The organism is Roseateles sp. GW821-FHT09H11 (genome assembly GCF_059415845.1).
Genome location: NZ_JBWKOA010000001.1, coordinates 1420501 through 1445045 on the forward strand (window position 1 = coordinate 1420501; position 24545 = coordinate 1445045).

A 24545-nucleotide genomic window follows, 5' to 3' on the forward strand; every position below is an offset into this window, starting at 1 on the left:
GAGGGATGGAAAGGGAAAGAAGCGGGAAGGAAGAATCTGAAACGAAGGAGCGCGTGCTCAGCGCTTGTCGAGCCGTCGCGCCACGCGCTGACCGGTGAACTGGATCAGCTGCACGAGCACGACGAGGATCGCGACCGTCAGCACCATGACGTCGGTCTGGAAGCGGTAGTAGCCGTAGCGGATCGCGAGGTCGCCGATGCCGCCTCCGCCGACGACCCCGGCCACCGCCGAGTACGACAGGAAGCTGATCGCCAGCACCGTCAGCGCGCCCACCAGGCCGGCGCGCGCCTCGCGCACCAGCACGCGCAGGACGATCTGCGTCTCGGAGGCGCCCATCGCGTGCGCAGCCTCGATGACGCCGCGCGGCACCTCGCGCAGGCATTGCTCGACGAGGCGCGCGAAGTACGGGATCGCGGCGAAGGACAGCGGCACCGCGGCGGCCAGCGGCCCGATCGAGGTGCCCGCGATCACGCGCGTGATCGGCACCAGCGCGACCAGCAGGATGATGAAGGGGAAGCTGCGCACGGTGTTCACCACCGCGTTGATCAGGCGATGCAGCAGGCCCGCGCCGCGATGGCCCGACAGCGACTGGCCCGGGCTCAGCAGGAACAGCAGCACGCCCAGCGGGCCGCCGAACAGCACGGCCGCGCCGAGACCGATGGCGAGCATCAGGCCCGTCTGGCCGAGCGCGGTCCAGATCTCGGGCAGCAGCCCGATGAGGTTCTCAAGCATGGCGGACCTCCCGGCGTCCGATCGACGCGATCACTTCGGAGGTCGCCAGCGCCGAAGCGTCCAGCGCGGCGAGGTTCGCCGCCTGCCGCTGCAGCCGCGCGAGCTCCAGTCCCAACGGCGAGGTCGCCACGCGCGTCGCGTCGACGACATCGAACTGCTCGACCAGCCGGCCCTCCGCGATGACCGCGGCGCGTCGGCACAGCGCCTGCACGACCTCGAGTTCATGCGTGACGATCACGATCGTGACGCCCAGCCGCTCGTTGATGTCGGCCAGCGTGGCGAGCAGCTCGCGCGTGGTCTCGGCATCGAGCGCGGAGGTCGGCTCGTCGCACAGCAGCACGTCGGGTTGCGGCGCCAGCGCCCGCGCGATCGCGACGCGCTGCTTCTGCCCGCCGCTGAGCTGCGCCGGATACTGGTCGGCCTTGTCGGTCAGCCCGACCAGCGCCAGGCACTCGGCGACGCGATCGGCGATCTCGCGGCGCGAGCGGCCGGCGTGCAGCCGCAGCGGGAAGGCGACGTTCTCCGCCGCGGTCGCGTTCTGCAGCAGGTTGAACTGCTGGAAGATCATCCCGAGCCGCTGCCGCTCGTGGCGCAACTCGGCCGGCTTCAGCGCGGTCAGCTCGCGGCCGGCGACATGCACCCGGCCCGCGTCGGGACGCTCCAGCAGGTTGATCAGCCGCAGCAGCGTGGACTTGCCCGCGCCGCTCTTGCCGATCAGGCCGAGGATCTCGCCGGGACGCACGGACAGGCTCACGTCGCGCACGGCCTCGAAACGCCGCCCGTCGGGCAGCGCGAAGGACTTCGACACGCCGTCGAGGCGGATCAGCGGGTCGTTCTTTGGGGCGCTCTTTGGGATGCTCTTTGGGGTGCTCTTCTGGTCGCTCATCGGGACCTCCTCGATCAGGAATACGCCGTCGGATCGGGGATCCGGCCGTCGAGGAAGAAGCGGCCCAGGTCGCGCAACTTGTAGTCGACCGGGTCGTGCAGCGTGTGCACCCGCGCGTTGCGCCAGAAGCGGTCCAGGCCGAACTCGGCCGACGTGCTGCGCGCGCCGGTCAGCTCGAACAGCTGGCTGCCGACCTCGACGCCGGCGCGGTGCGCGAGCACCTTGGCCTCGGCGCCGGCGACCGCGACCTCGCCGCGTTCCTGCGCGGTCAGGGCCTCGCCGCGATCGAGCGCGCGCCACAGGCGGTCGACCGCCTCGGCCGACACGGCCTGCGCCGCCCTCACCTTCAGCCACAGGTCGCCGTAGCGGTGCTGCACGAGCGGATCGTCGACCGCGCGGGACACGCCCGAGGCCGACCAGGCCCGGCCGCGCGTCGCCGTGTAGCGGCGCGCCTCGTCGAAGGCGCCCTCGCCGATGCCCAGGTACAGGTGGGTCATGATCAGCTGAGCGATCTGCGAGCGCAGCGTCGCGCGCGGGGTCGGGCTCTGGCCCGGCACCTGCAGCAGTTCGTCGTCGTCCAGCCGCACCGCGTCGAAGCGCACCGTGCCGCTGTCTGTCTGCCGCTGGCCGAAGGCGTCCCAGTCCTGCTCGACGCGCACACCCTCGCGCCGCGTCGGCACGATGCCGATGAGGAAGCCGCCCTCGCCCGTCGTCGCCGAGACCGTCAGCCGGTCCGAGCCCAGCGCGCCGGAGCAGAAGCTCTTCACCCCGTCCAGGCGCCATCCGGCGCCGTCGCGCGCCGCCGTCAAGCGCGTGTCGGCGGGATTGAGCGCATTGCCCCAGAACAGGCGCTGCTCGGCGGTCTCGCGCAGATGGCGCGCGCCATGCGCCGTCGCGGCCGGACCGCCATACAGCGACACGCCGTAGAGCTGCAGGTGGTGGAAGGCCAGCACATGGGCCAGCGCGCTGTCGACGCGGGCGATCCGCCGCACGGCGTCGAAGAACTCGGGGATGCCGCCGCCCAGGCCGCCATGGGCCTCGGGAATCGTCAGCGCGAGCAGGCCGCTGGCGCGGATCAGCTCGCGCTGCTCGGCGGCGTGACCGCCCTCGCGGTCGCGCTGCACGGCCGTGGCGGCCAGTTGCTCCACGACGTGGTCAAGTCCTGACCCCAGGAGCTGGGCCAGCGGGGATGCGGCAGGGGTGGCGGAGGAAGTCGGGGAGGCGTCGTCGAGACGCCGCAGCACGGGAGCGGTCATTGGCGGGGAGGCACTCGGGGGGCGGCAATGCGCGATGACGCCGAGTGTTCCTGTCCGGCCGCGCGGACCGAAGCGAGAAATTCGTCTGTGCTTATGCGGTGGCCGGTACCGCACCCGTACCGTGCCGCGCGACCCCGGGGCGGGGTTGGCCGAGGCCGGCTGAGGTCAGCGGAGATCGGCCGAGTTCGGCCGAGTTCGGCTGACGTCGATTCAACTCGACCAGGTCGATTCGTTCTTCGCCGCCTGCGCGTTGCTCTGGATGCCGACGTCCTGCGAGAGCATCGCGCGCATCGCCTGCGCGCATTGTTCGACGTGTCGCTTGTCGGGATGCCACGGTCCCGCCGCATCGCCGTTGCTCTGCAGGTTGGCGCTTCTGACGTAGACGACGCGCCAGAGCGTCTGTTTGAGGTCGCTGGCTTGCATGTCGGGGAGTATTCCGAATCGACCGGGCCTTGCGCGAGACGGCATCGCCGTCACCGCCTGTCAGCCGCTGCCCTACAGCGGGGCACGCAACACCGAATCTACGCCTCGGGCTTGCCCCAGTCCAGTGCAGGAGGCCGGGCTGTTAATCTTCCATTCATGAACCTGCTGCTCGCCGAAGACGACGCGATCCTGGCCGACGCCCTGTGCGAACAGATGCGCGCCAGCGGCTTCACCGTGGAGCACGCGCCCAACGGAGCGGTCGCGCAGTACCTGCTCGCCAAGCAGCAATTCGACGTGGTGGTGCTGGACCTGGGCCTGCCGATGGTGGGCGGCATCGAGGTGCTCAGACAGCTGCGCCAGACGGATGCGTCGCTGCCGGTGCTGATCCTGACCGCGCTGGACAGCCTGGAGGACCGCGTCGCCGGCCTGAACGCCGGCGCCGACGACTACCTGACCAAGCCCTTCGACTTCCCCGAGCTGGAGGCCCGTCTCCGCGCCCTGCTGCGTCGCAGCCGCGCGCTGAAGGCGAGCACCGAGCTGGGCCAGCTCAGCATGCAGCGCGAGACCCGCAGCGCGCAGGTGCGCGGCGAGATGCTGGAGCTCAGCCCGCGCGAGTTCGACCTGCTCGACCTGCTGCTCACGCACCAGGGCCGCGTGATCACGAAGGAGCAGATCAACCAGGCCTGGTCGGGCGACCGCAACGGGACCGCCGCCGGCGCCGCCAGCCCCGTGGACAGCGGCGCGGCGACCAACGCCGTCGAGGTCTACATCCACCGCCTGCGCCGCAAGCTCGAAGGCTCGCAGGTGGCCATCCGCACCGTGCGCGGCCTGGGCTATCTGCTGGAGCTGGAACGCGCCTGAGGGCGCGCGCCCTCCACGCCCTCCCCATGGCGCCGTCCCGCTTCTCGCTCAAGCGCCAGCTCCTGCTGTGGCTGCTGCTGCCGCAGGTCGTGCTGTGGCTCGCGGGCGCGGTGTTCAGCTACCGCCTCGCGGGCCGCTATGCCAACGAGGCCGTCGACGCCACGCTGCTGCAGGCCACGCGCTCGCTCGCGCGTCAGGTCAAGCCCATGGGCAACGGACTGCTGATCGACTTCCCGCGCGCGGCGCAGGACGTGCTCGAGGCCGACCCCAGCGACAAGCTGCTCTACACGGTCAGTTCACCGCCGGGCAAGTTCATCCTCGGCAACCGCAACCTGCCCAGCCCGCCCGCGGTGCCGGCCAGCGCGCCGCTGGGCCAGGCGCAGTTCTACGACGGGGAGATCGACGCGCAGGAGTCGCGCACCGCCTCGCCGGTGCGGGTCGCCGCGCTCTACCTGCAGTTCGGCGAGAACCCCAAGGCCCAGCAGACGATGCTGGTGCAGGTGGCCCGCTCCAGCGCCAACCGCGAGCTGCTCGCGCGCCGGCTGCTGATCGACACGATGCTGCCGCTGTCCATCCTCATCGTGCTGATGAGCATGATCGTGTGGGCCGGCGTCGGCGCCGGGCTCGCCCCGATCGCGCGGCTGCGCCGCCTGGTCGAGGGCCGCAAGCCCAACGACCTGCGCCCCATCGAGCTCGACGCCGCGCCGCAGGAACTGCGCTCGCTCGCGCAGGCGATCAACGACCTGCTCGAGGCCGTCCGCCACAACGTCCAGGGCCAGCGCCGCTTCATCAGCGACGCCGCCCACCAGTTGCGCACGCCGCTGGCGGGGCTCAAGAGCCAAAGCGAACTCGCGCTGGCCGAAGCGCCCCCCGGTCCGCTGACGGTGCGTCTCGCCCGCGTGCATGAGAGCGCCACGCGCAGCGCCCACCTCGTCAACCAGCTGCTGGCGCTGGCGCGCACCGAGCCGGAGTCGCTGACGCGGCAGACGCCGGTGCGCTTCGACCTCGGCCGGCTGGCCCGCGAGGTCACCGCCGAACTCGTGCCGCGCGCGCTCCAGCAGAACGTGGACCTGGGCTACGACGGTCCGGACAGCGATCCGGACTGCGCCTCCGCCTCGCAGCTCGAGGAGCCGCTCACCGTCCCCGGCCTCTCCCGCGAAGAGCAAGCGCAGAAAGAGGGGCGCGAACAGGGGCAGGAGGACCGCCCCGTCGAGGTCACCGGCATCCCGCTGCTGCTGCGCGAGGCGCTGGTCAACCTCGTCGACAACGCGCTGCGTTACGCCGGCCGCGGCGCCCGGGTCACCGTGCAGGTGCACGGCGACGCCGACCGCGCGGAGCTGGTCGTCACCGACAACGGCCCCGGCATCCCCGAGGACCTGCGGGAGCAGGTCTTCGAGCGCTTCTTCCGCGCCACCCATGAGGGCAACGGCTGCGGACTCGGCCTGGCGATCGTCAAGGAGATCGTCGAGCGCCACGGCGGCCGCATCGTCCTGTCGACCGCCCGGCCGCGCGGCCTGCGCGTCTCGATGAGCCTGCCGCTCGCCGCCTGAGCCCCCCGCCCGCCCTGGCGCAGGCACGACCTGGCCCCGGCCGGTCATCACACGTCCTTCCTCGCAGGACTTGCCACCGCGATCGCTTCCCCGGACCTGTGCGCTCGGCGCCGCCCCGCGCGCACCAAGACTGCGCCGATCACACGCCAGGCGCCCGACATTGCCGCCACGCGCCCGAACTCCCCGCCTTTCGTGCACCACAACGCTAGTGGTAAGCACCAATATAGATTCATTAATGAATTATTAAAGTTCAGCCCGCATGCAAGAAAGATAAACGTCCGATTAACGGCGGCACGCCCGGAGCACCGTTGCTCGGAGACAACCGGAGACTGAACATGACACGCACCTCGCGCTTGCGCACCACCACGCTGTCGACCCTGTCGACCGCCGCCGGCCTGCTGATGGCCGCCGGTTCCGCCCATGCCCTGGACTACACCGGCTACTTCCGCGCCGGCCCCGGCGGCACCACGGACGGCGGCGCCAGCCGCGCCTGCTACGCCCTCAACGGCGGCACCAGCGGCATGAAGTACCGCCTCGGCAACGAGTGCGACATCTACGGCGAGTTCCAGCTCGCCCAGGGCTTCAAGAAGGACGGCATCGACTACAAGGTCGTGCTGATGACGGACTACTTCAATCCGCATTCGGACGCGGACGACGCCAAGCACCTGCGCCTGGCGCAGATGTACGCCGAGGCCAAGGGCTTCGACTTCGCGCCGGAAGCCACCGTCTGGGCCGGCAAGGAACGCGGCCGCCGCGGCGACGTGCACATCGTCGACACCTACTTCACCGAAATGGCCGGCATCGGCGCCGGCTTCAAGGGCCTGAACGTCGGCCCGGGCAAGCTCGGCGTCGCGTACTACACCAACGACAAGGACAACAACCAGCGTCCGGCCCACCGCGGCAACGTCGAGTACGTCGACATCAACTCCAACACCGACGGCACGCTGGCCTTCTTCGGCACCGCCACCAAGTCGCAGTTCGCCGGCGGCACCAACGGCTGGGGCCTGACCGCCAAGCATGTCCAGGCCAAGCTGTTCGGCTCGGACTTCAACAACGTGCTGTGGGTGCAGTACGCGCAGGGTTCCACCGGCCTGAACTCCAACTTCGGCAACCAGACCGACACGTCCGCGGCCAAGAAGTTCCGCGTCGTCGAATCGGTGAACTTCCAGCAAGGCGCCTGGGGCGGCATGGGCATGCTGCTGTGGGCCAACGAAAAGGACAACGCCGGCAAGGCCACGGTGTCCACGTCGGTCGGCGGTCGCCTGTCCTACGGCGTCACCCGCAACTTCAAGCTGCTCACCGAAGCCGGCGTCTCGCAGTACAAGCCCGACGGCGGCCAGCGCGCCCGCCTGACCAAGGTGACCTTCGCCCCCACGCTGTCCACCGGCCCGGCGCTGATGGACCGACCCGAGTTCCGCCTCTATGTCACCCACGCCAAGTGGAACAAGGCGGCCGGCAACGTGACCGGCGTGGCCGGCTACGACGGCGAGACCTCGGGCACCAGCTTCGGTGCGCAAGTCGAAGTCTGGTTCTGACGCCCGGTTCCGATCGGACGACGACTGAGGGGCGCGACGCGCCCCGCCTCATCCGACATCCCATGACAACATCGCACCCACTCACCGTCCGGCGCGAGCCGGATGCGATGCCCGGAAGGTGATGCCGGACGCGACACGAAACGCGATGCGAACCGTGATTCGAAACCCAATTCCAGACGACATGGAGACCCCCCCGATGATGAAGCTCAAGCAACTGTCCCAGGCCGCCGCGCTGTGCGCGCTGATGGCCGCCGGCGCGGCCCAGGCCGGCGAGGTCGAAGTCCTGCACTGGTGGACCAGCGGCGGCGAGGCCAAGGCCGCCACCGCGCTGAAGGCCACCCTGCAGAAGCAGGGCCACACGTGGAAGGACTTCGCGGTGGCCGGCGGCGGCGGCGATTCCGCCATGACGGTGCTGAAGTCCCGCGTGGTGTCGGGCAACGCCCCGGCCGCGGCGCAGATCAAGGGCCCGTCGCTGCAGGAATGGGCGGCCGAAGGCGTGCTGACCAACGTCGACACCGTCGCCAAGGCCGGCAAGTGGGACGAGGTGATCCCGCCGGTCGTCGCCAACATCATGAAGTACCAGGGCCACTACATCGCCGCGCCGGTCAACGTGCACCGCGTGAACTGGCTGTGGGTCAACCCCGAGGCGCTGAAGAAGGCGGGCGCCAAGCTGCCCACGACCTGGGACGAGTTCTTCGTCACCGCCGAGGCGCTGAAGAAGGCCGGCATCATCCCCGTCGCGCACGGCGGCCAGAACTGGCAGGACTTCACCACCTTCGAATCGGTGGCGCTGGGCGTCGGCGGCGTGGACTTCTACAAGAAGGCGCTGGTGCAGCTGGACCCGGCCACGCTGACCGGTCCGCAGATGGAGAAGGTGCTGACGACCTTCAAGCGCATCAAGGACTACACCGACAAGAACGCGTCGGGCCGCGACTGGAACCTGGCCACCGCGATGGTGATCAAGGGCGAGGCCGGCATGCAGCTGATGGGCGACTGGGCCAAGGGCGAATGGGTCGCCGCGGGCAAGACGCCGGGCAAGGATGTGCTGTGCGCCGCCGCCCCGGGCACGCAGAAGGCCTTCACCTTCAACATCGACTCCTTCGCGCTGTTCAAGCTGAAGAACGCCGCCAATGAGAAGGCCCAGCAGGACCTGGCCACCGCGATCATGTCGCCGGAGTTCCAGGAGCTGTTCAACCTGAACAAGGGATCGATTCCCGTGCGCACCGGGATGAAGATGGACAAGTTCGATGACTGCGCCAAGCAGTCCGCGACGGACTTCGCCGCCGACGCCAAGTCGGGCACCCTGGTGCCGTCGATCGCGCACGGCATGGCGGTTCCCGCCGCGGCCGAAGGCGCGATGAAGGACGTCGTGAGCCAGTTCTGGAACAGCGACAAGATGACGGCCAAGGACGCGCAGACCAAACTGGCGGCCGCCGCGAAGACGAAGTAAGCCACCAGCGAACGCTGGCCCCGAGGGGGCGGACCGATCCCGGACCGCCCCCGATCCGTTTCTCCCGACGCGCCGTCCGCGGCGCGTCCTCAGGTCCGCTCCTCCGCATGTCCGCTTCCCGAGCCCCCCGCAGTCCCTGGCTTCCCAAGCTGGTGGTCGCGCCGACCTTCCTCGTCTCCTTCCTCTTCATCTACGGCCTGATGGCGTGGAACGGCTACCTGTCGCTGTCCGCGTCGCGGCTGCTGCCGAACTACGAGTTCGTCGGCCTGGACCAGTACCGCGCGCTGTTCGACAACGAGCGCTGGTGGCTGGCGCTGACCAACCTCGGCATCTTCGGCGCGCTGTTCATCGGCGGCGCGATGGCCGTGGGCCTGCTGCTGGCCATCCTGCTGGACCAGAAGATCCGCGGCGAAGGCGTGCTGCGCACGGTATACCTGTACCCGATGGCCCTGTCCTTCATCGTCACCGGCACGGCGTGGAAATGGATCCTCAACCCCGGGCTGGGCATCGAGCACCTGATGCAGCAATGGGGCTTCGAGAACTTCAGCTTCGGCTGGCTGGTCGACCCGGACATGGCGATCTACTGCGTCGTCATCGCCGGCGTGTGGCAGTCCGCGGGCTTCGTGATGGCGCTGTTCCTGGCGGGACTGCGCGGCATCGACGACTCCATCATCAAGGCCGCGCAGGTCGACGGCGCGTCCCTGCCGCGCATCTACTGGCGCATCATCATCCCGACGCTGCGGCCGGTGTTCTTCTCGACGCTGATGGTCGTGGCGCACATCGCCATCAAGAGCTTCGACCTGGTGATGGCGCTGACCGCGGGCGGCCCCGGCTACGCCACCGACCTGCCGGCGACCTTCATGTACACGATGGCGTTCTCGCGCGGCCAGATCGGCCTGGGCGCGGCCAGCGCCACGGTGATGCTGGCCACGATCGCCGCCATCGTCGTTCCCTACCTCTATTCCGAGCTCCGCTCGAAGCAGTAACCGCGAGCGCCGCGACATGAGTACCCTCACCTCCCCTTCCGGTCCTCCCTCCTCGGGGGGATCCCGCAGCCTGACCGTGCAGCGCGTGCTGCTGTGGGCCGTGCTGCTGGTCTTCGCCTTCTTCTTCCTGCTGCCGCTGTACGTGATGGTCAGCACCTCGCTCAAGAGCATGGACGAGGTGCGCAACGGCACCCTGCTGTCCGTGCCGATGGCGCCGTCGCTGGCCGCCTGGTCCAAGGCCTGGACCAGCGCCTGCACCGGCACCGACTGCGGCGGGCTGAAGCCCTTCTTCATGAACTCGGTGCTGATGGTCGTGCCGGCGGTGCTGATCTCCACCGCCCTGGGCGCGATCAACGGCTACGTGCTGACCAAGTGGCGCTTCCGCGGCAGCGAGCTGCTGTTCGGGCTGCTGCTGTTCGGCGTGTTCATGCCGATGCAGGTCGTGCTGCTGCCGATGAGCCAGGTGCTGGGCACGCTGGGCATCGCCAGTTCGGTGTGGGGCCTGATCCTGGTCCACATCCTGGCCGGCATGCCGTCCACGACGCTGTTCTTCCGCAACTACTACGCCGGCCTGCCCGACGAGCTGATCAAGGCGGCGACGCTGGACGGCGCGTCGTTCTTCCAGATCTTCTGGCGCATCGTGGTGCCGCTGTCCACGCCGATCCTGGTGGTGACGCTGATCTGGCAGTTCACCTCGATCTGGAACGACTTCCTGTACGGGGTGGTGTTCTCCGGGGCCGACAGCAAGCCGATCACGGTCGGGCTGAACAACCTGGCCAACACGTCCAGCTCGGTCAAGGAATACAACGTGGACATGGCCGCGGCGCTGATCGCCGCGCTGCCGACGCTCGTGGTCTACGTGGTCGCGGGCAAGTATTTCGTGCGCGGGCTGACCGCCGGCGCCGTCAAGGGTTAAGGAGTCAAGCATGGGCGCGCTCGCCATTTCTCAAGTCCGCAAGAGCTACGGATCGGCCGACATCCTCAAGGGCATCGACCTGTCGATCGAGGCCGGCGAATTCCTGATCCTGGTCGGCCCGTCGGGCTGCGGCAAGTCGACGCTGCTGGCGATGATCGCCGGCCTGGAGCACCCGACCTCGGGCGCGATCCACATCGGCGACCGGGACGTCACCTACCTGCCGAGCAAGGACCGCGACATCGCGATGGTGTTCCAGAGCTACGCGCTGTATCCGAACATGAACGTCGCGCAGAACATCGCCTTCGGGCTGGAGATGCGCAAGGTACCGAAGGCGCAGCGCGAGACCACGGTGCAGCGCGTCGCGAAGATGCTGCAGATCGACCATCTGCTGGATCGCAAGCCGGGCCAGTTGTCCGGCGGCCAGCGGCAGCGCGTGGCGATGGGGCGCGCGCTGGCGCGCGATCCGAAGCTGTTCCTGTTCGACGAGCCGCTGTCCAACCTGGACGCGAAGCTGCGCATCGAGATGCGCGCCGAGATCAAGCTGCTGCACCAGCGCACCAAGACCACGACGGTCTACGTCACCCACGACCAGGTCGAGGCGATGACGCTGGGCGACCGCATCGCGGTGATGCGCGACGGGCTCGTGCAGCAGTTCGGCACGCCGGAAGAGATCTACACGCGGCCGGCCAACCGCTTCGTGGCCGAGTTCATCGGCTCTCCGACGATGAACTTCGTCCAGGCCGAGCGCAACGGCGGCGGCGCGCTCGCCGCGCAAGGCGTGACCCTGCCGGTGAACGCGGCGCAGCAGGCGTCGATCGACGCGGCCGGCGGCGTGCTCTACGGCGTGCGTCCGGAACACATCCGGCTGGCCGAGACGACCGACGCGGGCGCGGGCGGCATGCCGGGCGTGCTGAAGATGAGCGAGCCGACCGGTCCCGAGACCTACCTGCTGGTGGACACGCCGTCCGGCCCGATGACGGCGCGCGTCTCGGGCAACCCCCACCTCAATGTCGGTGACGCGGTTCGCCTGCAATGGGCGGCGGAGTCGGCCCACCTGTTCGACGCGAAGGACGAGCGCCGCCTGGCCTGAGACCGTCGGTGGGACCGGCAGGTCTCATCCGCAGCCAGAGGGTCTGCGCCGCGAGCACCGCGGCCAGCACCAGCGCGATCCAGGCGGAACCGTCGGAGCCGCTCATCGGCGAGGCGGTCTGCTTCACGTACACGCCCACCAGGCCCCACACCGCCGCGCCGGCATAACCAAGCGCGGCGGGGCCGGTGCCCGGCGCGTGCAGACGCGCGTTGGCGACCAGCAGCAGCAACGCGGCCAGGGCCCACAGCACCAGCGTCCAGGGCAACTGGTCCTGCGTCGGCAGCATCTGCGCGGCGACGACCGTCTGCGCGGTGTCCAGGAACGCGGCCAGCGACAACCAGCCCGCATGCAGCGCCAGCGGGAACACGGCGAGCCAGGACTGCGCGCCGCGCGGCATCGCCCGCGCGACCAGCATCAGCGCCCACAGCAGGCTCGCCAGCGCAGCCCAGATGACGGCAAGCGCCAGACCGAACCATTGCTGCGAGAACACGATCATCCAGCTCGCGGTCAACGCGAAGCCGACGATGACCAGCCAGTGGCAGCGATGCGAGTCGCGATGCCCTTCCCTGTCCGGGACCGGCTGGCCGCGCAGCAGCCAGGCGGCAAATACGAGATCGAGCAGGAAGATCACCCCCCAGATCGAGAACGCGTAGCCGTCGGCGACGAGCAGGGTCGGAAAGCGGTCGGAGATCGCGCCGTTGTCGGGCCCGAACACGCCGCGCTGGGACGCCCAGGCCACCAGGGGCATGGACAGCGCGCTGAGGATGACGAGGATCTGGAGCATGTCCCATCATGGGCAAGGCGCATTCCGCCTACCGCGAACGCGGGGAATGACTGGGTTTGCATACAGCTTATGATCCGCCGCCATGTCCACCGCCGATGTCTTCGCCGATCTGAATCCCGAGCAGCGCTCCGCCGTCGAGCATGGCCTGGATGAAGGCGCACAGGGCCACGGACCGCTGCTGGTGATCGCCGGTGCGGGATCGGGCAAGACGAAGACGCTGGCGTCGCGCGTGGCGCGCCTGATCCAATCCGGCGCGGATCCGCAACGGCTGCTGCTGCTGACCTTCTCGCGGCGCGCCGCCGGCGAGATGGAACGCCGCGCGGGCCGCGTGCTGCATCGCGCGCTCGGCCTGCGCGCGACGCAGGCGCCGCCGCGTTTCCCGTGGGCAGGCACCTTCCACAGCGTCGGCGCACGGCTGCTGCGCGAGTACGCGCATCGCATCGGCCTCGCGCCCAACTTCACCATCCTCGACCGCGCGGATGCCGAGGACCTGATGGGCCTGCAGCGTCAGGCGCTCGGCCTGGCCGAGACCACCGACCGCTTTCCGCTGAAGGCGACCTGCCTGAACATCTACTCGCGCGTCGTCAACAGCGAGGCGCGGCTGGACCAGGTGCTGCAGGAGCACTTCCCCTGGTGCTTCGCGGCCCATGACGAGCTCAAGCGCCTGTTCAAGGCCTACGTCGAGGAGAAGCAGCACCAGCAGCTGCTCGACTACGACGACCTGCTGCTCTACTGGTCGGAGCTGATGAGCGACGACACGCTGGCCGCGGAGCTCGGCGAGCGCTTCCAGCACGTGCTGGTCGACGAGTACCAGGACACCAACCGGCTGCAGGCGACGATCCTCAAGCGCCTCAAGCCGCGCGGGGACCGGCTGACGGTGGTCGGCGACGACGCGCAGGCGATCTACTCGTTCCGCGCGGCGGAGGTGCGCAACATCCTGGAGTTCCCGGCGCAGTTCGACCCGCCCGCGCGCGTGGTCGCGCTGGAGCGCAACTACCGCTCGACGCAGACCATCCTGGATGCCTCCAACGCCGTCATCGCGATGGCGCGGGAGCGCCACGAGAAGCGCCTGTGGACCGACAAGACCTCGAGCGAACTGCCGCACCTGGTCACTGTCGACGACGAGGCGCGACAGGCGCAATGGGTCGCGGACAAGGTGCTGGAGCGCCGGGAGCAAGGGCTGAAGCTGACGAAGCAGGCGGTGCTGTTCCGGACCTCGAGCCACGCCGCGCCGCTGGAGCTGGAGCTGACGCGGCGCAACATCCCGTTCGTCAAGTTCGGTGGCTTGAAATTCCTCGAGAGCACGCATGTGAAGGACGTGCTGAGCGTGCTGCGCTGGGCGGAGAACCCGCGCGGTCGGCTGGCGGGTTTCCGCGTGGCGCAGTTGCTGCCGGGCTTCGGTCCCGCGAGCGCGAGACGGCTGCTCGATGCAATGACCCCCGCGGCCGATCCGGCGCAGGCGCTGCGCGATTTCGAGCCGCCACGCGCCGCGGCGTCCTCCTGGACGGCGTTGCGCGAACTCATGCTGCAGTTGATCTCAGGCTCCAGTTGGCCGATGGATCTGGAAGAGGCGGTGCAGTGGTACGCGCCACATCTGGAGCGGCTCTACGACGATGCGCCGGTGCGTCTGTCCGACCTGGAGCAGATCACGCGCATTGCGCAGGGCTACGGGTCGCGGGAGCGGTTCCTGACGGAGCTGACGCTGGATCCGCCCGACGCGAGCAGCGACGAGTCGGGCGTGCCGCTGAAGGACGAGGACTACCTGATCCTGTCGACGATCCACTCCGCCAAGGGCCAGGAGTGGAATGCGGTGTATCTGCTGAACTGCGTGGACGGCTGCATGCCGTCGGACCTGAGCACGGGCGCGCAGGCGCAGATCGAGGAGGAGCGGCGGCTGCTCTACGTCGCGATGACGCGCGCGAAGGACCACCTCGCGGTGATGGTGCCGCAGCGCTTCTACGTGACGCAGCAGACGCGCAACGGCGATCGGCACCTCTACGCGAGCGTGTCGCGTTTCCTGCCCGGCAAGGTGGTTCGCCACTTCGAGAAGGTCGGCCCCGCCAATCAGGCACAAGCACCGCTGCCGGAGCTCGTGAAGCCGGCGATGGACGTCGCCGCGAAGCTGCGCAAGGCCTGGGACTGAGCTCCCCCATCGGTGACTCAAGCTTTCATGACCTGCGAACACCGCGTCAGCGCTGCTGAAGACAGGCTGCAAACGTCGTGCAGTCGCCCGCGCGTAACGCACGTTACGGCCAGCCCGGATGGCGGTCCGACGCGAAGAACTTAAACTCCGCGACGGTCAAACCCTGACCCCGCGCTTGCCGGAAGATCTCCGGACAAGTTCCCGGACCACCTCCCGGACCACTTCCCGGACCCAGCCCGCCAGCCCCGCCCGACCGCCGTGACGATCCGCGACACCGTTCTCCGCACCCTCGCCCATACCAACTGGAAGCTGGCGCTGCCGGCGCTGATCCTCACCTGCGGTTGCCTGATCGTGCAGGCCGCCAGCGACGACCCCGAGGTCGTCGTCCCCACGACCGCCCCCACCACCGCGGCCATCAGCCCCAACGGCGTCGTGACGCCCGCACCGGCGCCGCCCGTGGGTTCGTCCGCCCCGTCGCCGACGCCGGCCGCCTCCTCGCCCCTGATCGCCAAGTCGCCCGGCACGGTCGTCGCCCCGACGCCGTCCGACGAGCCGCTGATGAAGCTGCCCGTCAACGCCCGCCACATGCTGGTCGTCGACGACACCGGCCGCGTGCTGATGGCCAAGGAGCCGGACACCGTCGTGCCCATCGCCTCGCTGACCAAGCTGATGACGGCGATGGTCGTGCTGGACGCGAAGCAGGACATGAACGAGGAAATCAAGATCGACGACGCGGACGTCGACCGCCTCAAGCACAGCAAGTCGCGCGTGCGCGTCGGCGCCACGATGACCCGCGAAGCGGCGCTGGAGCTGGCGCTGATCTCGTCCGAGAACCGCGCCGCGTCGGCGCTGGCCCGCCACTTCCCCGGCGGCCTGCCGGCCTACGAGTCGGCCGTCGCCGCCAAGATCCGCGCGCTGGGCCTGTCGCACACGGCGCTGGCCGACCCGACGGGCCTGTCGCCCAACAACACCTCGACGGCCGCCGAGGTCGCACGCATCGCCGCCGCCGCGTCGCGCTACCCGGTGATCGCGCGCATCAGCAGCGACAAGTCCAGCGAGGTCGAGGTCAACGGCCGCCCGCGCGAGCTGCGCAACACCAACCACCTGGTCGGTGCCAAGGGCTGGGACATCCGCCTGTCCAAGACCGGCTACACCGAGGAAGCCGGTCGCTGTCTGGCAATGCGCATGAAGAGCGGCGGCCAGACCATCACGGTCATCCTGCTCGATGCCGACGGCTCCGCGCAGCGCCTGCGCGACGCGGCCGCGATCCGCAAATCGCTGGCGAAGATCGCGGCGGCCTGACCCCCTCATTACGCCTGGAATCCCCCTCGCGGGGGACGCGAGCAGGTTCTTTGAGGCTGGTCAAACAACCATCAGATTCGGCATTGGCGCCACGCCTTTGGTGTCCGATCACTCCTAGCATCTGCGGCTCCTCTCACCGCATGTCTGGAGTAGACGCATGCACCCTCACTCCCCGCAAATCACCAACGTCACGCCGATCCCGAACGCTCAGCCCGACCTCCATCACGTGATGTATCGGCTCGACCTGCTCTCCGCCGAGACTCACAAGCTCCGCCAGGAAATGCAGGAAGGCTTCACCTCGATTCGGAAAGATCAGGAAGTCTTCAGGAAGGAGCTCAACGACCAACGCCAGGACTTCACAAAGGAGATCAACACGGTGCGTCTCGAGATGAACGCCCAACGCCTCGAGTTCAAGGCTGAACTCAATGCTTGTCGGCACGAGTTCAAGCAGGAACTGCATGACATGCACGAGAAGTCCAGGAAAGAATTCGATGCCACGCTCGATCGCGCGAGGATCAACGTGAAGGAAATGCTCGACTCGGTGATCGCCACCGTCGACGATCGCATCAAGATGAGCGGTCAGGCCTCGGACCTCCGGCTGCTCAAGTGGTGCGCCCGCGCCGCGCTCAGCTCGTCCGCCGCCGCCGGCAGCCTCGCGTACGCGGTGTCGAAGCTCATGCCGTGACGGGCGCCTCAGGGAGGCGTCGCGTTCGCGCCTCCCTCCGTCACCCGCAGTAGGCCCCGTCCTACCCGCCCCATGAGCCACCGGAGCTACTGTCGAACCATCCTCGGCAGACTCGGTCCAGCCCTCATGGTTTCTCCCTCCTCCCCCGCGACGGACCTGCCGCCGTCCGCCTCTTCGGGCCCGCGCTCGTCGTCCTCGACCAGCCCGCCCGCGCCTCCGGTCGCGCCCAGGAAGAAGCACAAGCGCCGCCGCCCGCCGCGCCTGTCCGCCGCCGCCTGGCGGCAGTTCATGCAGATCGCCAAGCCCTACTGGCTCGGCGACCAGCGCAAGGCCGCCTGGGGCCTGCTGCTGTTGATGATCGTGCTGATGCTCTGCGAGACCCAGCTCGCCGTCATGCTCAACAACAAGACCGGGGAGATGACCTCCGCGCTCGCCGAACGCAACCACGCGCGCTTCTGGCTCGCCGTGCGCGACAGCCTCATCGTGCTGGGCTTCGCGGTGCCGGTGTACGCCTTCTACTACTACATGCGCGACGCCTTCTCCAACCATTGGCGGCGCTGGCTCACCGGCAAGTTCCTCGACGGCTACCTCGACGGCCGGAAATATTACGAGATCGGTGCCGGCGCGGCAGGCGACATCGACAACCCCGACCAGCGCATCTCCGAGGACATCAACACCTTCACCGGCCGCTCCACCCACTTCATGCTGCTGATGCTGGGCTCCGCGATGCAGCTGGTGGCCTTCTGCGCGGTGCTGTGGTCGCTGTCCAAGCTGCTCGTCGCCTTCCTCGTCGTCTATGCCACGGTGGGCACCTTCCTCGCGCTCTACGTCTTCGGCTCGCCGCTGATCCAGCTCAACTTCTGGCAGCTGCGCCGCGAGGCCGACTTCCGCTTCGGACTCATGCGCCTGCGCGAGAACGCCGAATCCATCGCGTTCTACCGCGGCGAGCCGCAGGAGCGCGCCCACATCGAGAGCCGCTTCGAGTCCGTCTATCAGAACTACTGGAAGCTGATCCGCAAGCAGCGCGCGCTCAACCTCTTCCAGCGCGGCTTCAGCCAGCTGACGCTGGTCGTGCCCGCCGTGATCCTGGCCGAGCGCGTGCTGTCCGGCGACCTGGAAGTCGGCGCGGCCGTGCAGGCCGCCGGCGCCTTTGCCGCGGTGCTGACCGCCGTCTCGCTGATCGTCGACAACTTCGAGAGCCTCAGCCGCTTCGTCGCCGGCATCGACCGGCTGCATGCGCTCTCCGAGGTCATGCACAAGCGCAAGCCCCGCGACGAACGCGCCCGCGAGAAGATCGAGACGAAACACGCCGACCAGCTCGCGTTGCGCGACCTGACGCTCTACACGCCGCAGTTCGACCGGCTGCTGATCGAGAAGCTCGACGTCGCGCTCAAGCCCGGCGAGAGCCTGCTGATCACCGGCGTCAGCGGCTGCGGCAAGAGCTCGCTGCTGCGCGCGATCGCCGGCCTGTGGCGCAGCGGCGAAGGCACGATCGAACACCCGCCGCTGGAGGACGTCTTCTTCCTGCCGCAGCGCCCCTACCTGCAGCCCGGCACGCTGCGCAGCCAGATGATCTATCCGGACACGACGACCGAGCTCGACGACGACGCGCTGCGCGCCATCCTCGACGAGGTCTGCCTGCCCGAGCTCGCCGACCGCGTCGGCGGCCTGGACGCCTCGCAGGACTGGGAGAAGCTGCTGTCGATGGGCGAGCAGCAGCGGCTGGCCTTCGCGCGGGTGCTGGTACGCACGCCGAAGATGGTCATCCTCGACGAGGCCACCAGCGCGCTGGACAGCTGCAACGAGCGCCGTCTCTACGAGCGCCTGTGCCGCGACGGCGTCACGCTGGTGAGCATCGCGCACCGCCACGCGGTGCTGCAGCATCACACGCATGTGCTGCGCCTCACCGGCGGCGGCGCGTGGCAGCTGCATGCCGCCGAGGGCTACGACTTCGACGCGGTCGAGGCGGAGGCCGAAGCGGCGCGCGAGGCGGCCCTGGAAAGCGCACTGGAAGCCAGGCACGCCACTGGCGCCGACACGGGACCGGTCGCGAAGCCCGCCGAGAAAGAGTCGCCATGAGCGCCGCCAGTGCCGCCGCCAGTGCCGCCGCCGCTGCAAGCGCAACGGCCAACGCCGCATCGAACGCCGCTTCGAACGCCGGCGCCTCCTGGACCGACGAAGTCATCGAGACCGTGCGGTCCGAGTTTTCCGACGTGCCCGACGTCGCGCAGATCACGCGCATCGCCGTGCGCCTGCTGCTGGCGGCGCTGCTGGGCGGGATCCTCGGCTACGAGCGCGAGCACCACGGCAAGGCCGCGGGCATCCGCACGCACATGCTGGTGTCGCTCGGGGCGGCGCTCTTCGTGCTGGTGCCGCAGCAAGGCGGCATGGCGCTGGCCGACATGAGCCGCGTGCTGCAAGGCGTCATCGCCGGCATCGGCTTCCTCGGCGCGGGGGCCATCCTCAAGCTGAAGGACGAGGAACAGGTCCACGGCCTGACCACCGCCGCCAGCATCTGGATGACAGCCGCCATCGGCATCGCCTGCGGGCTGGGCCGCGAGGCGACGGCCGTCTTCAGCATGCTGCTGGCGCTGCTGATCCTCGCGGTGCTGCCGCTGTTCACGCGGCCGCATCCCCGGACGGACGAGGACCGGACGGACGAACACCGGAAGGACGAGCCCCGGAACGAGGACGACCGGACGGCGGATGACCGGAAGGCGGACGCCCTGCGCTGATTCGCCTTTCCCACGCAGCGCCCCTGCCCATGGCACGCGAACCCGGCTGCTGTCGGAGCGACTGAGCCCGCCCCGACTGCAAGGACCTGCATGCTCCCCCTCCGCAGCCCCGCGAGCCCCGTCGCCGCATCGATTGACGACGCAACGATCGATGCCCGCTTCGACGGCGCGCGCCCCACCACCATCGATCCCACGCCACTGGCGCGCCAACTCGCGACCACGAGGGACGCCCTCCTCCGATCGATGGCACGCGCCCATCTCGCGCTCTGCCCCGAGGTCAAGGCGTTCCCCGACAGACCGGGAACGCACGAGTACGAAGCGCATTGCTTCAAGAGGCTCGTAGCCTATGCGAATGAGCGCCTGGCGTCGCCGTCGGCCGAGCCGCCGGTGGCTGCCACCGCATGGGAGCGGAAGCTGGATGCCCCCATGGAAGCCGAACGCTTCGTGAGCCGCGTGGCGCCGCGATTGACGGAAGCGGCGGTCTGCCGGGCGTTGGCGCGGCATCTGCGGCGCGGCGCCGACGCCCACAGTGACGCCCACAGTGACGCCCACGGCGACGCGCACGGCGACGTCGTCCTGTCGGCCCGGTCGCTATGGCGCGAGGCCCGGGCCACAGCGGGCGCTCCGCAGGCCGCCATCGTCATCGCGCCCCTCCCGGGGTCGCCGTCGCAGCAACTGCGCATCGAAGGCGATGAATGGGTCAGCATCACCGGACCCGCCCGCATGGAACGCTCGGTGCGCGTGGGCGATCTGGCGCTGATCGATCAAGCCGAGGGTGTTCGGTCCCGCCTGAGCGCCCATGCACGCGAGCGCGTGGCGCTCACCGCCATCGACGCGTCGTCATCCGCCGACCTGCGGGCCTTTCCCGCCGCCTGGGTCTGCACGTCCGGTGTCGCGGCCGCATTGCTGGAGCGGCTGGACGACCATGAGATGTCGCAATGGATGGCGCGCCAGGCGTTGACGGAGCAACCGGAGATCGCCCGGCGGATTGCCGCGAGCGGCGTCGACGCCTGGCGTCATGGGCTCGTGGCCGTCAGCGCTGATCGACTCGGCAGGACGGTCGTCCTGGAGAGCCTGAATGCACGCGCCAGCGGCCACGCGGACAACCGATCCCTGACCGCGGCGCGTTCACTCGGCGATGCCGGACGGGTCCGCGACCTCGTCGGCGGCGTGCTGGGCGGCATCGGCAAGGGGCTGACCGCGGACGAGGCCGTGTCCATCCTCTGGCGCGAGGACGACGTCGAGCCCTCACGGCCCGTTCTCCGGGGCGAGGAGGACGAGTGGCCCTCGCCGGCTCACCGGCACGGGCACCGGTACAACGCAGCCTTCCTCGACGCGCTGGCGCCTGCGTTGCGGGACGGCCGGCTGTCGGCCGTCCAGGCGACCGAACTGCTGGACAGCGGCACGCCGTCCCGGCCCATCGTGACGGGGTCGACCGCGGACATCGCCCACTGGTTCGGTGCGATCTTCAAGCTGTGGCGCGACGAGCGGATCAGCGCCGGACAGGCCCGGTCCTTGATGCTCGGTCTCGATCGCCGCGGATCCTCCGTGTGGCATGCGGCGCTGCGGCATCCCGTGGACACGTCGAATGTCTCCACCGCCCTGTCCCTGGTGCGGGCCTGGGACAGGGCCATCCGTGCGGGCCTCCTGCCGTGCGAGGCGCTGCGCGACGGGCTGCTCTCGCGAGCGCCCGACGGGGAACGAAGCGAACTCGCCCGCGCATCGGCCGCTCGCCATTCCCATTGCCTCTCCGCCGTGTTCAGGGAACTGGGTCGGCTTCAACGCCGAGGCGTCCTGCCGGAAGCCGACCTGCGCCTGATCCTCGACACCACGCTGGATACCGGAGGGATGGCGGAGGACGTGGCGGAGGAGCCTCTGGTCGACCTCATCCCGCACCCGGCACTCATCCGGTCGATTGCGCAACGTCAGTTGGCGACCTTCGAACGATTGATGAACCAGTGCCTCCACGCCCGGATCATCGATGGCGCGTCGGCCGCACGGTTTCTCCTGGCGCGGCCCGACGGCCAGACCTCGCGATCGGTGCGGGCGGCGGGGTGCGCCGGTGGGGACACCGACATTCATCGACGGATGCTCGACGACGCCGCGCACCGTGGCGACCTGTCCCCCGCGCAGAGGACCGAGGCCCTGCAGGCGGCCGGACGTCATGCCCTCGCGATCTACCCGCGACACGACTCGCCGCCGGCGGCCGCCGGCGCCTGAGCCTTCCACCGAAGCGTCCAGGCCGGGCAGGCGGCGCGGCCCTCGCTCCTCGCCGTCGCATACCGCCACCGCATGCCGCCACCGCATGCTGCCTCCGCACGGCATCTCCACGTGCCACGCGAACCTGGCCCTCACCGGGACGACTGAGGCCTGCCCTGCCTCGAGGACCTGCATGCTCCCCACCAGCACCACCGCGAGCCAGATCGCCGCAGCGATCGACGACGACGCGACGATCCTTGCGCCGCTGGACCTCGCGGGTCCCCCGGGCTCCGGCACCACGCCGCTTGCCCACGAACTCGCCAGCACCAGGCAGGCGCTCCTCGAGTCGATGGCACGCGAGCACCTCGCGCTCTGTCTCATGGTCAAGCGGTTTCCCGACCAGGTGGAGGACGTGGACGAGCATGAGGCGGACTGCGTCGCCCGGCTGGTGGCGTATGCGACCTCCGCGCTGGCCATGCTTCCCGGCAAGCCGCCGTCGTATCCGGCGTCATGGGACTGCTCCGCAGCGCACGACATGCGAGCTGCTCTTTTCCTTCATCGCGCGGCCCCGCAGGTGACGGAGGCCGCTGTCTGCCGGGCCTTGGCGCGCCGTCTGCTGAGCGGGATCGGTGCCGCCGGTCCGGACGGTCTCCCTGCCGACGCGGGCCTGCTGAAAGCGCGAGCGGCCGGGCTGGCACGGAGGCTGGGGGTGCGGATCCCCGAATCCTGCGTCCTTGCGCCGGACGCGGTGACAGGAACGGTCGGCGTGCGCGGCGACGCCACCCTGCTGGGTCAGACCTTGTGGCAAGCGGGACGTCCCACCGACGGTGCGACGGAGGCCGCGCCGGTCACCATGCGGCTGCCGGGGCCGTCATCACGGCAACTGCGCATCGATGCGCAGGAATGGGTCCGCATCGTCGGGCCCGATCGGCAGGAGACCTCGGTGCGCGCGGCCGATCTGGCGCTGATCGATCAGGCCGAGGGACGCCGCTCCCGACTGACGACCCGCGAGCGGGAACGGGTGGCGCTCACGGTCATCGAGTCGTCGCCTTCCGCTGAACTGATGGCCTTACCTGCCGCCTGGGTCTGCTCGTCCCGCGTCGCCGCCGCGTTGCTGCAACGGCTGGACGACGACGCGATGTCGCGCTGGATGGCGGACCAGGCCCTGACGCAGCAGCCGGACGTGGCCGCGAGGATCGCCGCCGCCGGCGTCCTGGCCTGGCGTCATGGGCTGGTGGCGGGCAACGTCGACAGCCTGGGCAAGGCGATCGTCTGGAAGAGCCTGACGGAGAAGCCCAGGCAATGGCACGACGAACGATGCCTGACCTGGGCCAGTTGCCTCGGCGATGCCGGGCGGGTCCACGCGATCGCCTCCGGCGTGCTGGGCGGCATCGGCAAGGGGCTGACGGCGGACGAGGCCCTGTCCATCCTCTGGCGCAAGGAGGACGTCCTGCCGCCGTTGGCCAACGGTCACGGGCATCGTTGCGCGGCGGCTTTCCTTGACGCGCTGGCGCCTGCGCTGCGGGACGGCCGACTGTCGGCTGAACAGGTGACCCGCCTGCTCGGCGGGGGTACCCCGACGCGGGCCGGCCTCGGCCTGGGGCCGGTGTTCATCGACGGCTACTGCGGCGAGGCCAGACAGTTCCTCGCCGCACTCCGGCGGTGCCAGGGCCCGGGTGGGCTCAGCGCGGAGCAGCAAGGCAGGATCATCACGGGGACGGTCCATGGCCGGCCGCCGCCTCGCCTGTCCTTCTCGCTACAGACCGTCATGAAGGGGTCGTCCACGGACATCGCGGACTGGTACGCCGAAATCCTCGCCTTGTGGCAGACACAGCGGATGCCCGACCAGGACGCCAGGCGCCTGATGCTCGGTCTCGACCGCGACGGATGGTCCGCGTGGCACGCCGCGTTGCGGCGCGAGCCGCGCGGGTCTGATGCCGCCGTGGTGCTCGCCCTGGTGGAGGCCTGGGCCGTCGCCATCCAGGAGCACCTGCTGCCGCGCAGCAGCCTGCGCGACGGATTGCTCTCGCAGTCGCCGCGCACGAGGCAATGCGAACTCGCCCGCGCGGCGGCGAATACCGACACCCGCCGGCTCTCGGAGCTGTTCCGCCGGCTGGGCGAGCTGAATCGCCTGGGCGTCCTGCCAGCCACCGATCTTGTCGAGATCCTCGACGCGACGGTCGACGTCGATGGATTGACGCAGGCCGTCGCGGCGGAATATCCGCACCTGGACACCACGAGGCGCGCTGGCTGGCGCAGGATCGCCGCACAGCGCCAGCTGATGAGCTTCGAACGATTGCTGAACGAGTGCCTCGAGGCCGAGGTCCTCGACAGCGCGTCGGCGGCCCGCCTGCTCCTGGCCCGGCCCGACGGCCGGACCTCGAGATCCGTTCGCGCGGCCGGGATGGCCGGCGGTCACAGCGACAGCCATGTGCGCCTACTCGACGACGCCGAACGCCGCGGCGACCTCTCCGCCGCGCAGAAAGCCGATGCCTTGAGCGCGGCCGGGCGCCTTGCCCTGGCGAACCCGGAACATGGCGCCCCGCCGGTGGCGGAAGGCGGCTGAGGGGCGGCTGAGGGGCGACTGAAGGGCGGCTGCCCCGTCCCATCGCCGTTTTACCCTGCGGCGCGACCTGTTCCGGCGACTTGGGCATGACAGTTGCCGCTCGATGCGCTAGGGTCGCCGATCCGGAGGCCACCCGGAGACGACCCGGAGTTCAGCATGGATCTCGATACCGTCTCATACGTTTTCCAGAGCCTGGACGGCACGTTCACGATCAAGCCGCGGCTGTCGCGGCGCTGGCGCGTGAAACACGACAGCATGCCGTGGGGGGATTCCTTTGCCTCGGCGGAGGAAGCCGCGAAGGCGCTGTCGGCGCGCTTCGCCGTGCCCGCCGACCTCAACGAGTGGACGGAAGTCGGTGACTTCCACACCGACGTCGGGGGCTTCAATCTCTGAATCCGCCCATCCCTCGGCACCCGTTTGACCAGGTACCGATGGCGCACATCGCG

At 69.6% G+C, this 24545-nt stretch carries 20 protein-coding genes; 15 read left to right on the forward strand and 5 right to left on the reverse strand.

Going from position 1 to position 24545, the window contains the following annotated elements:
• Positions 1–57: 57 nt before the first annotated feature.
• The 4 genes from AC07PR_RS05960 to AC07PR_RS05975 all read right to left on the reverse strand — a co-directional run bounded on the left by AC07PR_RS05960 (position 58) and on the right by AC07PR_RS05975 (position 3297).
• The gene (locus AC07PR_RS05960) at positions 58–732 is read right to left on the reverse strand and encodes a methionine ABC transporter permease (protein WP_377155778.1); all 675 of its coding nucleotides are present in this window, start codon (positions 730–732) and stop codon (positions 58–60) included.
• Positions 725–1618 carry a methionine ABC transporter ATP-binding protein gene (locus tag AC07PR_RS05965; protein WP_495134698.1) on the reverse strand — a complete coding sequence of 298 codons (894 nt, stop codon included), beginning with the start codon at positions 1616–1618 and terminating at the stop codon, positions 725–727. Before AC07PR_RS05965 ends, AC07PR_RS05960 begins: the two co-directional genes overlap by 8 nt.
• 14 nt (positions 1619–1632) lie before the next feature.
• Positions 1633–2874, reverse strand: a complete 1242-nt coding sequence (locus tag AC07PR_RS05970) for an acyl-CoA dehydrogenase family protein (RefSeq protein ID WP_495134699.1) — start codon at positions 2872–2874, stop codon at positions 1633–1635.
• Between the two features lie 210 nt (positions 2875–3084).
• The gene (locus AC07PR_RS05975) at positions 3085–3297 is read right to left on the reverse strand and encodes a hypothetical protein (RefSeq protein WP_377155785.1); all 213 of its coding nucleotides are present in this window, start codon (positions 3295–3297) and stop codon (positions 3085–3087) included.
• 156 nt (positions 3298–3453) lie between these two features.
• On the opposite strand from AC07PR_RS05975, the gene AC07PR_RS05980 reads away from it, so the two are divergent.
• From AC07PR_RS05980 to AC07PR_RS06010, 7 genes are all read left to right on the forward strand, one after another.
• On the forward strand, positions 3454–4158 hold the full coding sequence (locus AC07PR_RS05980) for a response regulator transcription factor (RefSeq protein WP_377155787.1): 705 nt from the start codon (positions 3454–3456) through the stop codon (positions 4156–4158).
• Between the two features lie 26 nt (positions 4159–4184).
• Positions 4185–5708, forward strand: a complete 1524-nt coding sequence (locus AC07PR_RS05985; RefSeq protein ID WP_377155789.1) for a sensor histidine kinase — start codon at positions 4185–4187, stop codon at positions 5706–5708.
• Positions 5709–6043: 335 nt separating this feature from the next.
• Positions 6044–7243: a maltoporin gene (locus AC07PR_RS05990; RefSeq protein ID WP_377155790.1), complete on the forward strand. Its 1200-nt coding sequence runs from the start codon at positions 6044–6046 to the stop codon at positions 7241–7243.
• Between the two features lie 196 nt (positions 7244–7439).
• Positions 7440–8693, forward strand: a complete 1254-nt coding sequence (locus AC07PR_RS05995; protein ID WP_377162015.1) for an ABC transporter substrate-binding protein — start codon at positions 7440–7442, stop codon at positions 8691–8693.
• 107 nt (positions 8694–8800) lie between these two features.
• A complete protein-coding gene (locus AC07PR_RS06000) occupies positions 8801–9679 on the forward strand; it encodes a carbohydrate ABC transporter permease (protein WP_067270156.1) in 879 nt (292 codons plus the stop codon).
• A gap of 16 nt (positions 9680–9695) precedes the next feature.
• Positions 9696–10595 (forward strand): carbohydrate ABC transporter permease, encoded by a 900-nt coding sequence (locus AC07PR_RS06005; protein ID WP_377155793.1) that lies wholly within the window; start codon positions 9696–9698, stop codon positions 10593–10595.
• Between the two features lie 10 nt (positions 10596–10605).
• Entirely contained in the window at positions 10606–11685 is a 1080-nt protein-coding gene (locus AC07PR_RS06010) for an ABC transporter ATP-binding protein (RefSeq protein WP_495134700.1), read from the forward strand.
• Here AC07PR_RS06010 and AC07PR_RS06015 read toward each other — a convergent pair.
• Entirely contained in the window at positions 11600–12469 is an 870-nt protein-coding gene (locus AC07PR_RS06015) for a TspO-related membrane protein (protein ID WP_377155797.1), read from the reverse strand. The genes AC07PR_RS06010 and AC07PR_RS06015 overlap by 86 nt on opposite strands.
• Positions 12470–12551: 82 nt before the next feature.
• On the opposite strand from AC07PR_RS06015, the gene AC07PR_RS06020 reads away from it, so the two are divergent.
• From AC07PR_RS06020 to AC07PR_RS06055, 8 genes are all read left to right on the forward strand, one after another.
• Positions 12552–14612 (forward strand): ATP-dependent helicase, encoded by a 2061-nt coding sequence (locus AC07PR_RS06020; protein ID WP_495134701.1) that lies wholly within the window; start codon positions 12552–12554, stop codon positions 14610–14612.
• 258 nt (positions 14613–14870) lie between these two features.
• Positions 14871–15914, forward strand: coding sequence for a serine hydrolase (locus AC07PR_RS06025; protein ID WP_495134702.1), 1044 nt, complete (start codon positions 14871–14873; stop codon positions 15912–15914).
• A 157-nt stretch (positions 15915–16071) separates the two neighbouring features.
• Positions 16072–16599, forward strand: a complete 528-nt coding sequence (locus AC07PR_RS06030; protein ID WP_377155803.1) for a hypothetical protein — start codon at positions 16072–16074, stop codon at positions 16597–16599.
• A gap of 126 nt (positions 16600–16725) precedes the next feature.
• A complete protein-coding gene (locus AC07PR_RS06035; RefSeq protein ID WP_495134703.1) occupies positions 16726–18678 on the forward strand; it encodes an ABC transporter ATP-binding protein/permease in 1953 nt (650 codons plus the stop codon).
• On the forward strand, positions 18675–19334 hold the full coding sequence (locus tag AC07PR_RS06040; protein WP_495134704.1) for an MgtC/SapB family protein: 660 nt from the start codon (positions 18675–18677) through the stop codon (positions 19332–19334). The genes AC07PR_RS06035 and AC07PR_RS06040 overlap by 4 nt, the downstream gene beginning before the upstream one ends.
• A 90-nt stretch (positions 19335–19424) precedes the next feature.
• Positions 19425–21554, forward strand: a complete 2130-nt coding sequence (locus AC07PR_RS06045) for a hypothetical protein (protein WP_495134705.1) — start codon at positions 19425–19427, stop codon at positions 21552–21554.
• A gap of 172 nt (positions 21555–21726) precedes the next feature.
• On the forward strand, positions 21727–24099 hold the full coding sequence (locus AC07PR_RS06050; RefSeq protein ID WP_495134706.1) for a hypothetical protein: 2373 nt from the start codon (positions 21727–21729) through the stop codon (positions 24097–24099).
• A gap of 156 nt (positions 24100–24255) precedes the next feature.
• Positions 24256–24492, forward strand: a complete 237-nt coding sequence (locus tag AC07PR_RS06055) for a hypothetical protein (protein ID WP_377155808.1) — start codon at positions 24256–24258, stop codon at positions 24490–24492.
• The last annotated feature ends 53 nt before the right edge of the window (positions 24493–24545 follow it).

Excerpts from the sequence above, each read along its gene's own strand:
- AC07PR_RS05960 (WP_377155778.1), bottom strand. The coding sequence starts at position 732 with ATGCTTGAGAACCTCATCGGGCTGCTGCCCGAGATCTGGACCGCGCTC.
- AC07PR_RS05965 (WP_495134698.1), bottom strand. The coding sequence starts at position 1,618 with ATGAGCGACCAGAAGAGCACCCCAAAGAGCATCCCAAAGAGCGCCCCA.
- AC07PR_RS05970 (WP_495134699.1), bottom strand. The coding sequence starts at position 2,874 with ATGACCGCTCCCGTGCTGCGGCGTCTCGACGACGCCTCCCCGACTTCC.
- AC07PR_RS05975 (WP_377155785.1), bottom strand. The coding sequence starts at position 3,297 with ATGCAAGCCAGCGACCTCAAACAGACGCTCTGGCGCGTCGTCTACGTC.
- AC07PR_RS05980 (WP_377155787.1), top strand. The coding sequence starts at position 3,454 with ATGAACCTGCTGCTCGCCGAAGACGACGCGATCCTGGCCGACGCCCTG.
- AC07PR_RS05985 (WP_377155789.1), top strand. The coding sequence starts at position 4,185 with ATGGCGCCGTCCCGCTTCTCGCTCAAGCGCCAGCTCCTGCTGTGGCTG.
- AC07PR_RS05990 (WP_377155790.1), top strand. The coding sequence starts at position 6,044 with ATGACACGCACCTCGCGCTTGCGCACCACCACGCTGTCGACCCTGTCG.
- AC07PR_RS05995 (WP_377162015.1), top strand. The coding sequence starts at position 7,440 with ATGATGAAGCTCAAGCAACTGTCCCAGGCCGCCGCGCTGTGCGCGCTG.
- AC07PR_RS06000 (WP_067270156.1), top strand. The coding sequence starts at position 8,801 with ATGTCCGCTTCCCGAGCCCCCCGCAGTCCCTGGCTTCCCAAGCTGGTG.
- AC07PR_RS06005 (WP_377155793.1), top strand. The coding sequence starts at position 9,696 with ATGAGTACCCTCACCTCCCCTTCCGGTCCTCCCTCCTCGGGGGGATCC.
- AC07PR_RS06010 (WP_495134700.1), top strand. The coding sequence starts at position 10,606 with ATGGGCGCGCTCGCCATTTCTCAAGTCCGCAAGAGCTACGGATCGGCC.
- AC07PR_RS06015 (WP_377155797.1), bottom strand. The coding sequence starts at position 12,469 with ATGCTCCAGATCCTCGTCATCCTCAGCGCGCTGTCCATGCCCCTGGTG.
- AC07PR_RS06020 (WP_495134701.1), top strand. The coding sequence starts at position 12,552 with ATGTCCACCGCCGATGTCTTCGCCGATCTGAATCCCGAGCAGCGCTCC.
- AC07PR_RS06030 (WP_377155803.1), top strand. The coding sequence starts at position 16,072 with ATGCACCCTCACTCCCCGCAAATCACCAACGTCACGCCGATCCCGAAC.
- AC07PR_RS06035 (WP_495134703.1), top strand. The coding sequence starts at position 16,726 with ATGGTTTCTCCCTCCTCCCCCGCGACGGACCTGCCGCCGTCCGCCTCT.
- AC07PR_RS06040 (WP_495134704.1), top strand. The coding sequence starts at position 18,675 with ATGAGCGCCGCCAGTGCCGCCGCCAGTGCCGCCGCCGCTGCAAGCGCA.
- AC07PR_RS06045 (WP_495134705.1), top strand. The coding sequence starts at position 19,425 with ATGCTCCCCCTCCGCAGCCCCGCGAGCCCCGTCGCCGCATCGATTGAC.
- AC07PR_RS06050 (WP_495134706.1), top strand. The coding sequence starts at position 21,727 with ATGCTCCCCACCAGCACCACCGCGAGCCAGATCGCCGCAGCGATCGAC.
- AC07PR_RS06055 (WP_377155808.1), top strand. The coding sequence starts at position 24,256 with ATGGATCTCGATACCGTCTCATACGTTTTCCAGAGCCTGGACGGCACG.